The sequence below is a fragment of the Paenibacillus sp. F411 genome (assembly GCF_017582705.1).
GTDB lineage: Bacteria > Bacillota > Bacilli > Paenibacillales > Paenibacillaceae > Paenibacillus_AQ > Paenibacillus_AQ algicola.
The window spans coordinates 136,646-148,047 of sequence record NZ_JAGFIP010000011.1 but is presented as its reverse complement, the minus strand read 5'-3'; the positions used below and the strand labels follow the sequence as shown (position 1 = coordinate 148,047).

Annotated in this window: 11 protein-coding genes; all 11 read left to right on the top strand. The window is 55.5% G+C overall.

Annotation, left to right across the window (positions count from 1 at the left end; genetic code table 11):
• Positions 1 to 97: 97 nt before the first annotated feature.
• On the top strand, positions 98 to 1,072 hold the full coding sequence (gene spoIID, locus JJQ72_RS12930; RefSeq protein ID WP_347880749.1) for a stage II sporulation protein D: 975 nt from the start codon (positions 98 to 100) through the stop codon (positions 1,070 to 1,072).
• Between the two features lie 60 nt (positions 1,073 to 1,132).
• Positions 1,133 to 1,867 (top strand): M23 family metallopeptidase, encoded by a 735-nt coding sequence (locus JJQ72_RS12925; RefSeq protein ID WP_138227287.1) that lies wholly within the window; start codon positions 1,133 to 1,135, stop codon positions 1,865 to 1,867.
• Between the two features lie 273 nt (positions 1,868 to 2,140).
• A complete protein-coding gene (gene spoIIID / locus JJQ72_RS12920) occupies positions 2,141 to 2,428 on the top strand; it encodes a sporulation transcriptional regulator SpoIIID (RefSeq protein ID WP_138227286.1) in 288 nt (95 codons plus the stop codon).
• Positions 2,429 to 2,643: 215 nt separating this feature from the next.
• Positions 2,644 to 3,642 carry a rod shape-determining protein gene (gene mreB / locus JJQ72_RS12915; RefSeq protein WP_138227903.1) on the top strand — a complete coding sequence of 333 codons (999 nt, stop codon included), beginning with the start codon at positions 2,644 to 2,646 and terminating at the stop codon, positions 3,640 to 3,642.
• Positions 3,643 to 3,725: 83 nt separating this feature from the next.
• Complete coding sequence (locus JJQ72_RS12910) at positions 3,726 to 4,601, top strand: flagellar hook-basal body protein (RefSeq protein WP_208203939.1); 876 nt, start codon at positions 3,726 to 3,728, stop codon at positions 4,599 to 4,601.
• A 33-nt stretch (positions 4,602 to 4,634) separates the two neighbouring features.
• Positions 4,635 to 5,441: a flagellar hook-basal body protein gene (locus tag JJQ72_RS12905; protein WP_208203938.1), complete on the top strand. Its 807-nt coding sequence runs from the start codon at positions 4,635 to 4,637 to the stop codon at positions 5,439 to 5,441.
• An 11-nt stretch (positions 5,442 to 5,452) separates the two neighbouring features.
• Complete coding sequence (locus JJQ72_RS12900; RefSeq protein WP_138227283.1) at positions 5,453 to 5,653, top strand: DNA-directed RNA polymerase subunit beta; 201 nt, start codon at positions 5,453 to 5,455, stop codon at positions 5,651 to 5,653.
• A 285-nt stretch (positions 5,654 to 5,938) separates the two neighbouring features.
• On the top strand, positions 5,939 to 6,376 hold the full coding sequence (gene fabZ, locus JJQ72_RS12895; protein WP_138227282.1) for a 3-hydroxyacyl-ACP dehydratase FabZ: 438 nt from the start codon (positions 5,939 to 5,941) through the stop codon (positions 6,374 to 6,376).
• Positions 6,377 to 6,430: 54 nt separating this feature from the next.
• On the top strand, positions 6,431 to 8,146 hold the full coding sequence (locus JJQ72_RS12890) for a phospho-sugar mutase (protein ID WP_138227281.1): 1,716 nt from the start codon (positions 6,431 to 6,433) through the stop codon (positions 8,144 to 8,146).
• Between the two features lie 140 nt (positions 8,147 to 8,286).
• Positions 8,287 to 10,308, top strand: coding sequence for a DUF5693 family protein (locus JJQ72_RS12885; protein WP_208203937.1), 2,022 nt, complete (start codon positions 8,287 to 8,289; stop codon positions 10,306 to 10,308).
• Positions 10,281 to 11,402 carry a polysaccharide pyruvyl transferase CsaB gene (gene csaB / locus JJQ72_RS12880; RefSeq protein WP_208203936.1) on the top strand — a complete coding sequence of 374 codons (1,122 nt, stop codon included), beginning with the start codon at positions 10,281 to 10,283 and terminating at the stop codon, positions 11,400 to 11,402. The genes JJQ72_RS12885 and csaB overlap by 28 nt, the downstream gene beginning before the upstream one ends.

Below are 11,402 nucleotides of genomic sequence, written 5' to 3'. Positions count from 1 at the left end.
CGCGCGGCGCCCGGCCCGCCCGCAGCGGGTGCAGCTGCACCCCGCTGCGTGGGCCCTGGCGGGCCTGCTGGCCCTCGCGCTGGCGCTGCCGCTGCTGGTGGTTGCCCCGGGGGGCACCCACCAGCCCGCACCGCCCGCGCCCGGGCCGGCGCCCGCCGCCCCTTCCGCCATGCCGAAGGCGGCGGAAGAGCCGACCGTGTCCGTCTACCTGTCGGGGACGGACACGGTGGAGCAGCTCCCGCTGGAGCGCTACCTCATCGGCGTCGTCGCCGCCGAAATGCCGGCGGCATTCCAGCCCGAGGCCTTAAAGGCTCAGGCGATCGCCGCCCGCACCTATATCGTGCAGCGCCTGCGCAGCGGTGATACCAGCGGAGTCCCGGGGGACAAGGCCCTGGTCACCGACACGGTGGCGCATCAGGCCTATATTTCCCGGGACATGCTGGAGAAGGAATGGAAGGCAGGCGGCAAGCAGCCGGAGCTGGACAAGATTCAACAAGCGGTGAATGACACGCGAGGCATCGTGATGACGTATGAGGGGGAGCCGATCACGGCTTCTTTTTTCTCCACCAGTAATGGGTATACCGAGAATTCAGAAGACTACTGGAGTAACGCCTTTCCCTATCTCCGAAGCGTAGAGAGCCCATGGGATCTGGAAGTTTCGCCGAAATACAAGACGGTCGTCACGATGAAGCGCAAGGAGCTTGTGAATCAGCTGGGATTGGCCAGTGCCGCGGTTCCGGTGTCGAAGTCGGGAGAGGGCAGCGCGAGCTTTTTCAAGGTCACTGCCTACACGGAGGGCGGGAGGATCAAGCAGGCGCTGCTGGGCGGTCAAGCCTTTAGCGGCCGGGAAATCCGTGAGAGGCTGGATCTGCGCTCCAGTCAGTTCGATCTTGAGCTGCGCGGGGAAGAGGTCATCATTACGACCTATGGCTTCGGGCATGGTGTGGGCATGAGCCAGTACGGTGCAGAGGGGATGGCGCTCGAAGGCTACCTGGCGAAAGAGATTCTGAGCCACTACTACACAGGCATTTCTTTTGCCGAAACTGATAAACTACTGCCCTCGAAAAAATAATAGATAGCCCACGTATAAAAGAAAACACCCCGGTAACAATGGTTACTGAGGTGATTGCAAATGAATGAATCAAACAAAAATGCTCCAAACCGCGAAGAAGCTCCTAAAACTGCACAGGGAGAGCCGGCTCAAGCGCCGTCTTCGTGGAAAAAAATGTTGTCCAGACGGTGGGTGTTCCCGGCAGCTTATGTAGCAGCAGCGGCAATTATACTAACCCTCGTGTGGGTCTACCAGGACACCGACCAGCAACCGCTGAACCCGCAGAACGCCGTGAATGACGCTCAAGGCGCAGGAACGACAACGGCTGCGGAAGGCAAGGACGGGGAAGCGGTAGAAGTGATTGCCAGTGCGGAGAACATGATTTGGCCGGCCGCCGATCAAGCGGAAGCGGTCATCGTCAAATCGTTCTTTGATGCAGAAGCTCCGGAAGAAGAGCATGCGGCAGCGATGGTTCAGTACAATGACACGTTTACACCGAACACCGGTATCGACCTGGCACGCCAGGACAACAAGCCTTTTGATGTACAAGCTGTACAAAGCGGTCAGGTGACCCGGGTAGAAGAGCATCCCGTAAACGGAACCGTAGTCGAAATTACCCATGCCGGCGAGCTGAAAACCGTATACCAGAGCCTTAGCGGTGCCGCGGTTGAAGAAGGCAGCGAAGTGAAGCAGGGCGATGTGATCGGCCAGGCCGGACGCAGCGAGTTCGAGAAGGATCTCGGCAACCATCTGCACTTCGAAGTGTATCAGGCCGGTAATCTCGTGAACCCGGAAACACTGTTCAGCAAAAAATAATATCGACCAGCCTTGGCAGGCCGTGCGCTGCCGGATGGACAAGAGGAAAGCGGGGGCTCGTTCCCCCGCTTTTTTCGTGCTGTGGCAAGGGCTGTACAGGCTGCCACTGCTCCAGTGTGTCAGCGCGCCCCTGCCTCTGCGAGAAGCAGCCCAGCCGGCATGTCCGCAAAATAATTGGGCCCCGCGTAGCTTGTCACCCCGTGAAACCGCGAATATCCCGTCATGCTACTCATATAATGTACCAAACTATCCACACAGTAGGGAGGCGGGAGCGTGCACGATTACATCAAAGAGCGGACCATTAAAATCGGACGCTGCATCGTGGAAACCAGGCATACAGTCCGAACGATTGCCAAAGAGTTTGGCGTGTCAAAAAGCACGGTGCATAAGGATTTAACCGAGCGTCTGCCGGAGATCAACCCGGACCTGGCGGATCAGGTTAAGCATATCTTGGAGTACCACAAGTCCATCCGCCATCTCCGGGGCGGCGAAGCGACCAAGATCAAGTACAAAAAAACGGCCTCCGGTTCCCGCGAGCCTGTGATTTCTGCTAAATCCTGATTATAGGTCAAAGGTCGCGAAAATGGCGTTGAATCCCTCCCCTAAAGTATGATATGTTAAAAGCTGGTATAAGATCGACGATTTTATCCCGGGCTGTGCCGGTTTTTCACCGGAAATGTCGTTATATGTCAGTTTGTTAATGCCGTAGATTCTATTTCTACTACCGATAACCGGTACACTTTTATCATAAAATAACACTTTGGGGGCTTTTCATGATGTTTAGCAAGGATATCGGGATCGATCTCGGAACAGCGAACGTATTAATCCACGTCAAGGGCAGAGGTGTCGTCTTGAATGAGCCCTCTGTCGTGGCGATCGAAAGCGAGAATCGGCGAGTCCTTGCCGTCGGGGAGGCAGCACGGCGTATGGTAGGCCGCACCCCCGGCAACATTACGGCGATCCGCCCGCTGAGGGACGGGGTTATCGCCGATTTTGACATTACGGAAAGCATGCTGAGATACTTTATCGACCGCGTTGGCGCCCGAAGCTGGCACAGCCGCCCCCGTATTCTGATCTGTGCGCCTACGAATATTACATCCGTAGAGCAGAAGTCGATCCGGGAAGCGGCCGAGCGCAGCGGGGCAAAGGATGTGTTCCTGGAGGAAGAGCCGAAGGCTGCTGCCATCGGGGCAGGCATGGATATTTTTCAGCCCAGCGGCAATATGGTAGTGGATATCGGAGGGGGCACGACGGATGTGGCCGTCCTGTCCATGGGCGATATCGTCACTTCCTCTTCGCTCAAAATGGCGGGGGACAAGTTCGACGAGGCGATTATCAAGTACATCAAGCATAAATATAAATTGCTGATCGGGGAACGGACGTCGGAGGAGCTCAAGATGTCGATCGGAACCGTGCGGCCCGGCGGCCGGATTGAGGAGATGGACATCCGCGGGCGCGATATGGTATCGGGTCTCCCGCTGACCATTACCGTCACCTCGGCCGAAATTCAGGAAGCGCTGTTAGATCCCATGTCTGCCATTGTTACAGCGGCCAAGCAGGTGCTGGAGCGGACACCACCGGAGCTGTCAGCGGATATTATTGACCGGGGCGTTATTCTGACCGGCGGCGGCGCGCTGCTTCACGGCGTGGACGAGCTGTTAATGGAGGAGCTTCGCGTCCCGGTGCTCGTCGCGGAAGACCCGATGCACTGTGTGGTAAAGGGTACAGGCATGATGCTGGATCATTTGGATAAAGTCGTAAAGAAAAAGTTCTAATCTTCCGATATATAAGGATAGGAAGTTTGCTGACGGATAGAGTTTGCTTGTTATCGCTTGGATCAGGAAGGGAAGTGCTTGATGTGCTGAGAGGTTTATATAATGCGGCGGCCGGAATGGTGACCCAGCAGCGGCGTCATGATACAGTAACGCAGAATATATCAAATGTGAACACCGCCGGGTATAAGCAGAATGATACGGTGATCCGTTCATTCCCGGAAGTGCTGGTGTCCATGATTGGCGGGGAGCCCGGCAATCCGAGACATGTAATCGGCAAGCTGAACACAGGCGTATTCGCAGAGGAGAGCATCGCGCTGCACCTGCAGGGCGATCTCCGAGAAACGGGACAAGCCTCTGATTTTGCAATTGTATCAGAGCTGAACGTCATTGATGAGAATACAGGCCTTGGCATGGTCTTTGACGGATCGGGCAGGCATGTTGGCGAAGATGGCGAGGTAACCTATCGCCCCCAAGCCTTCTTTACGGTGCAGGACAATAACGGAAACCTGCGCTACACCCGCAGCGGCGAGTTTCGGGTAGGACCGGAAGGTCAGGTTCTGACGTCAGCCGGGTTTCAGGTGCTGGGAGCGGACAATCAGCCCATTGTATTGACAGGCGGAGCGGCGGACCTTACAGTGAATGAGCAAGGATTTATTTTGGATGGAGCCGGAAACCCGACGGGACAGACGCTGGGCGTTGCGGTCGTGTCTGCTCCAAATGATCTGGTGAAGGAAGGCAACGGCCTGTATCGGCTGAATAACGAGGATGGCTTCCGAATGCTCGCTGCGGGCGATAATGTTATCATCCGGCAGGGCTATATTGAAGCCTCCAACGTGGATGCATCGAAATCCATGGTCGAGCTGACAGCGGCCCTTCGGGCCTACGAAACCAATCAGAAGGTCGTTCAATTCTATGACAGATCGCTGGAAAAGGCCGTGAACGAAATTGGCAGAGTCTAACTGTCTACATGACACCCATCGGGAGGGAAAGCGATGAATAACTCCATGATCAGCGCCATGGTATCCATGAACAGCATGCAGCAGAAGCTGGATGTGATCGCGGACAATATTGCAAATGCAAACACAACGGGCTACAAGAGCAAGGATGCTGTGTTTGAGGATGTGCTGAACCGGGTGCAGCAGCACCATAAGGATTTCAAGCTCTCCGGGCGTGTGACGCCTCCGGGCTACAATATCGGCTTCGGCATGAAGCTGTCCACGGTGGAGCAGAATATGGAGCAGGGCGTTCTGAAGGAAACCGGCAATCCGCTGGATCTTGGCATTGAGGGCCGTGGCATGTTCGCTGTCCGAAGCGGCGAGAATATTGCATATACGCGCGAGGGCGGATTTCACGTCTCCCCAGACCCTGAGAATGAGGGACGCGTTCAGCTGGTCAACAATCAGGGCTATCTCGTGCTGGATCAGAATAACGAGCCAATCTCCCTGCCGCAAGGCGCAGCAATCGCTGTGGATGCCGGCGGCCAGATCTGGATTGAGACGCCAGCCGGCAGAGTTCAGGGACAGGTGCTGAAGATCGCGGAGCTGGATCGTCCGGAAGGTCTGGTGCAGATGGATGGCAACCTGTTCATGCTGCGCGGCGGCCTGACGGAGGATGAAGTGTTCGGTCCTGCAGGCCAGAATTTGTCGCAGGTGCGTTCCGGTTTTCTGGAGCAGTCCAATGTAGATTTATCTGATCAGATGATGAAAATGATGGAGGTCCAGCGGGCCTATCAGCTATCCGCGCGAGCCCTGAGCTCCAGCGATACCATGATGAACCTTGCCAACACAATGCGAGGATAGGTGATTATACCGTGAGTGAAGCAAGCGAGCCCAAGCGCCGCAAGGCCTCCGGGTGGAAAATTGCACGCCGCATCATCGTTCCCTTGATGCTGCTCCTGGCGCTTGCCGGAGGCATGGTGGTTGGCTATGTCGTTTTGGGCGGCGGAGAGCTGAGTGATGCGCTGCAATGGGAAACCTGGAAGCATGTGTATGACCTGGTATTTGCACCTTAACCAGGCTGATCCAATCCAGTCTTAATATGCTGTTCGTAGACTCCCTTGCGGGAGTTTTCTTTTTTTTTCGTTAAACGTTATAATGTAGGGGTTAACGCTGAAAAGGGCCCCCTGGCCTCAGGCTGCGCTGAAAGGACCGAGAACCCCTTATATCAACCTTCATGTCTGCAGTCATAAAGGGTATCATCATTGTTGCCGTAAGGCCGTGGATTTATGCATTTTTTACATAAGTGATCAATCAAAAGGCGTACCCTAAGGGTACATACATGGGAAGGGAGTTTTACTGTGACGGTACTGAATATCGGACAAATCCAGGACATTATTCCGCATCGCCCGCCGTTTCTGCTGGTGGACAAGATTATTGAGATGGAAGAGGGCCAGCGCGCGGTCGGCATCAAGAATGTGACCATGAACGAGCCGTTCTTCACCGGCCATTTTCCGCAGTATCCGGTGATGCCGGGCGTGTTAATTACCGAGGCGCTCGCTCAGGTAGGCGCTATTGCCATGCTGAGTGTGGAGAGCAACAAGGGCAAGCTGGGCTTTTTGGCCGGACTGGATGGCTTCCGCTTCCGCGGACAGGTCGTTCCGGGCGACACGCTGCGCCTTGAAGTCGAGATTACACGTCTTAAAGGCTCCATCGGCAAGGGAAAAGCGACCGCCAGTGTAGAGGGCAAGGTCGTTGCGGAAGGCGAGATTATGTTCGCACTGTCAGACCCCGCATAGCTTCTTCTTAACATGCACCACCATATATTAGAGATTGGGAAGGGGAAAACCATCATGGCAGAAATGAGTCAAAGAACCGTAGAAACTGTACAGCGCTGGCTGAATGATCACCACGTGGATGAAGAAACCAAGGCCGAGCTTCGCGGGATTGAAACCGATCCGCAGGAGCTGGAAGAGCGCTTTTACCGTGATCTGGAGTTTGGAACCGGAGGGCTTCGCGGCATTATCGGTGCCGGCAGCAACCGGATGAACAAATATACGGTGGGCCGTGCGACGCAAGGCTTCGCGCAGTTCATTCTGAAGCAGCATCAGGGCTCGGGCCAGCCATCGGTGGTCATTGCCCATGATTCCCGCCACTTCTCTCCGGAGTTTGCCTTGGAGGCAGCATTGGTGCTGGCAGGGAACGGCATTGCAGCCAAGCTGTATCCTTCGCTTCGTTCTACGCCGCAGCTGTCCTACAGCGTACGTTACTTGAACGCCTCGGCAGGGATTGTCATTACGGCAAGCCATAACCCGCCGGAGTATAACGGCTACAAGGTGTACAACGCTGAAGGTGGACAGCTTGTACCGGATGAGGCGGAGCAGGTGATCAGCCTGATTCAGGAGGTAGACTCTTTTGCCGCAGTGAAGAAGCTGACACGGGAGGAAGCAGAGCAGCAGGGATTGCTGGTCTGGCTGGGAGATGACGAGGACGAAGCCTTCATAAACACGGTGTCAGGCCTTAGTGTGAACCGCGAGCGTATCGCCTCCAGCCTGAGTGACGATTTCCGGATCGTGTTTACACCGCTTCACGGAACAGGTAATCAGCCGGTGCGCCGCGTCCTGGAAGGAATCGGCTTCAAGCATGTGCATGTGGTAGAGGAGCAAGAGCAGCCCGATGCAGATTTCTCCAGTGTGAAATCTCCGAACCCGGAGGAGCGGGAAGCCTTTACCCTGGCGATGAAGCTGGGAGAGCAGGTGGATGCGGACATTCTGATCGGTACAGATCCCGATGCAGACCGGATGGGTGCTGTCGTGAAGAACCGTGACGGCGAATATGTAGTGCTGACGGGCAACCAGTCCGGTGCGATCATGATTCACTATTTGCTGAGCCAGCTTAAAGAAGCAGGCAAGCTGCCTCAGAACGGAGCGGTCATCAAGACGATTGTTACGAGCGAGATGGGTGCAGTCATTGCAGAGCATTACGGCGCGGCGGTGCTGAACACCTTGACCGGCTTCAAATATATCGGGGAGAAAATGACCCAGTTTGAGAACAACGGACAGCATACATTCCTGTTCGGCTATGAGGAGAGCTACGGTTACCTGGCCGGCAATTATGCCCGCGACAAGGATGCAGTGCTGGCCTCCATGCTGATCTGTGAGGCGGCAGCCTATTACAAAGGCCAGGGCAAGACTCTGTATGACGTGCTGCAGGAGCTGTATGAGCAGTTCGGCTATTTCCTGGAGGGCCTGGAATCCCGCACTCTGAAAGGAAAGAACGGAATCGCGCAGATTCAGGGCATCATGTCCGACTGGCGCTCCAACCCGCCGCAGGAGCTGGGGAGTGCTGTTGTAGAGAAGGTGCTGGATTACGCGGAAGGCCTGGACGGACTGCCTAAGGAGAATGTGCTGAAGTACATGCTCTCGGACGGCTCCTGGTTCTGCCTGCGTCCATCCGGTACGGAGCCGAAGATCAAAGTATACTTTGCTGTAAGAGGAGCTTCCTCGGAAGAAGCGAAGCAGAAGCTGAAAGATTTGTCGTCGATCGTGATGGCACGCGTAGACGCATAACATAACATTTCAAGAAAGGGCGGCAGGCAGGAAGCGACGGCGCCGCCCTTTTTGAACAGGTCGGGATTTTGAAGGATGGCCTCGCAGGGCTGCGGGCAAGTACCGATAAATCCCGTCATTTGAATGAGGGGGAAATTTTTGTGGTTCAACAATGGAAGCGCTGGAGTCTGGCTGCCCGCAAGTGGCTATGGATTCTGGTTGCCCTGGGTGTGCTGTCTGCGCTCCCGGTAGGCTATGACCGGCTGCAGACGGAGTCAACTTCGAAGCAGGTAGAGCTGGTGTTTGATTATCGTGATTTACTGGATATTTCCGTGTATCGAACCTATCCGGAAGCTTACATAACGGAGCAGCTGGACCAGCTGAAGGATGCTGGTGTCACGAGTATGGCACTGTTCGAGAGCACGCTGGAGGAATTTATCAAGTCCGGCCGTATTGTTGTGTATGATGCGCAGCAGGCGGCTGATTTAACGGAAGAGGCGGTGTCGCGCCGCAACAACTTTACGTATGTCGTCTTCTCGACAGCGGAAAGCGCGGAGACCATCAAGCCGATCATTGAAGCGACCTTTACCCGCCTGGACATTCCGGTAAGAGACTGGGAATATAACGGCTCTGACGGTCTGATCCTGGAAATACCGCGCGTTGAGGCAGGGCTGAAGCCGATGGCGCCGGATCCGATCACGATGGACATGCTGCGGGAGAAGGGCTTTAGCATTGTTCCAAGACTGTCCGATACGCTTCCGTATCATGAAGAGTACATGACCAGCCTGATGGCTTACTTTGCGGATTACGGTGTGCAGCGGCTTCTGTTCGATGGCGATGCGGCCAAAGGCTTCAAGAATCATGAAGAGGACAAGAGCCTGACGCATTTTGCCGGTCTGCTGAATCAATATGATATCGGCCTGATCGCGATTGAGAACATCAAGGTGCCGCAAAAAGGCTTTGAGCTGCTCTCGTACCTGACGGATTACAATGTAGCCCGGCTGTATTCTCTAAGCGAGCGGGATGCTGCGCTGGATCCGAAGGTGATCAGCGACCGCTTCGTGCTGGCGTCGAAGGACCGCAATATCCGCATGTTCTATCTGAACGCGGAGCCGCTTCGCGATGGGACACAGGGAACCATCACGGACCCCATTAACAATCTGGTGGAGGCACTGGGAGAGACAGGCCACACCATCTCGGACATGGAACAAAACGGCTTTACCATGGGGCCTGCGGAAGCCTTTGAGGTGTCCGAATCCTCGCTGCAGCGCTACTTCAAGCTGGGCGCGCTGATCGGCGCTCTGGCGCTGATTACGCTCATGATTTCGTATTTTATTCCACTGTTGACCATTCCGGCCTTTGTGATCGGACTGATCGGAACGGCAGGCTTGTACGTTCTGAACAGCGAGCTGATGGAGCAGGCGGTCGCGCTTGCTGTCACGATCAGCGGCCCGACCGTGGCTATGATTCTGGCGGTACGCAAGGTGACCGAGAGCAGCAGCCGTGTGGGATCAATGAGCACCGGCAGGCGCTTGACTCACGCACTGGTGCTGTTCATCAAGACGACGGTGCTCACCCTGGCTGCTGTGCCGCTGCTGGTGGCACTATTAAACAATGTAACTTACATGCTGGTTCTGGATCAGTTCCGGGGCGTGAATCTTTTGGCTGTAGCTCCTATGGGCTTAACTGCTATTTATGTGCTGCTGTATCGCGGAGGACAGGCCTCACGGGCCGGAATCCAGACATTATTGAACACGCCGATAACACTGCTCTGGGTAGCAGCGGCCGGGATCATTGGCATTGTAGGCATGTACTATTTAAGCCGGACGGGCAATGCGGGATCCGTTTCTTCTATAGAAATGGCGTTCCGATCCTTCCTGGAGAATACATTTGGCGTGCGGCCGCGGAACAAGGAGTTTCTGCTTGCGCATCCAGTGCTGCTGCTGGGACTGTTCCTGTCCTTTAAATACCGCCATGCCGCCTACCTGCTCATTATCGGAGCGATGGGCCAGCTGTCCATCGTAGGTACGTTCACGCATCTGCATTCCCCGCTCTATATTTCGGCGGTTCGCGGACTGCTGGGACTGGGGCTGGGCTTGCTCATCGGGCTTGGACTGATTCTCGCCTGGCAGATCGGGGAAAGGATTTGGAAATCATGGTCTCATCGGCTAAAACCATTGTAATCTCAGGTTATTACGGCTTCAGAAACAGCGGTGATGAAGCCGTTCTGAAATCGATTTTGACGGCGCTGGAGGAGGAGGGCAAGGCGGCAGGGATCAGGATTGAGCCTGTCGTTCTGTCCATAGATCCGGAATGGACTGCGGCTACTTATGGTGTCTCTGCGGTTCACCGCATGAAGCTAGGCGAGGTGCGCAGAGCGATTGCGGCAAGTGACGGCCTCATCAGCGGCGGGGGAAGTCTGCTTCAGGATGTGACGAGTCCCAAGACCATTCCGTACTACCTCGGAGTGATCAAGCTGGCGCAATGGGCGGGCAAGCCCACTTTTATATATGCTCAGGGTGTCGGGCCTGTGAACCGGAGATTATTCTACCCTGCTATCCGTTCAGTCCTGCGGAAATGCACCTATATTTCAGTACGGGATACGCAGTCCGGCGAGCTGCTTCAATCCATGGGCATTGCACCAGACGTGATCCAGGTTGTCCCGGATCCGGTCATGGGACTTCCGTTACCGGAGGCGTTGCATCAGCACGCTGGTGATGAGCTGCCGGTAATCGGCATTTCGGTGCGCTTCTGGGATGCACAGCGGCGAGAGCTGAACGCGATTGCCGAAGGACTGAAGGCACTGCTGCGCCAGCGTCCCGTGCATCTTCGTTTCCTGCCCTTTCATCGTCCTGATGATGAGGAAGCGTCCCGGTATATTACCGAGCGCTTGGGTGATATTACAACCTATGGGGGAAAGATCAGCTATTATGTGGAGGAGCAGCAGCCGCAGGATATGTTGGCAGAGGTCAGCCGCTGTGACGTCGTGCTCGGCATGCGGCTGCACAGCCTCATCTATGCGGCCAATCAGAGCATTCCGCTGATCGGAATCTCATATGATCCCAAAATCGATCATTTTCTGAAGCGCCTGGACAGCGCTCCAGTGGGCCGGAGCGAGGCACTGGACCCTGAGGATCTCAAGCGGCTGCTGATTTCCATGCTGGACCATGCAGAAAGCTGGAAATCAGAGCATGAAGCACAAATCGGGCGGTTAAAGCAGGAGGCACAGCTGCCTGCCCGCCATATTGCACAATATTTGGGTACAGAGGGTGAGTAA

What these genes read in the sequence shown, in the direction of transcription:
- JJQ72_RS12925 (WP_138227287.1), top strand. Translation starts at nt 1,133, where the DNA reads ATGAATGAATCAAACAAAAATGCTCCAAACCGCGAAGAAGCTCCTAAA.
- mreB (WP_138227903.1), top strand. Translation starts at nt 2,644, where the DNA reads ATGTTTAGCAAGGATATCGGGATCGATCTCGGAACAGCGAACGTATTA.
- JJQ72_RS12905 (WP_208203938.1), top strand. Translation starts at nt 4,635, where the DNA reads ATGAATAACTCCATGATCAGCGCCATGGTATCCATGAACAGCATGCAG.
- JJQ72_RS12890 (WP_138227281.1), top strand. Translation starts at nt 6,431, where the DNA reads ATGGCAGAAATGAGTCAAAGAACCGTAGAAACTGTACAGCGCTGGCTG.
- csaB (WP_208203936.1), top strand. Translation starts at nt 10,281, where the DNA reads ATGGTCTCATCGGCTAAAACCATTGTAATCTCAGGTTATTACGGCTTC.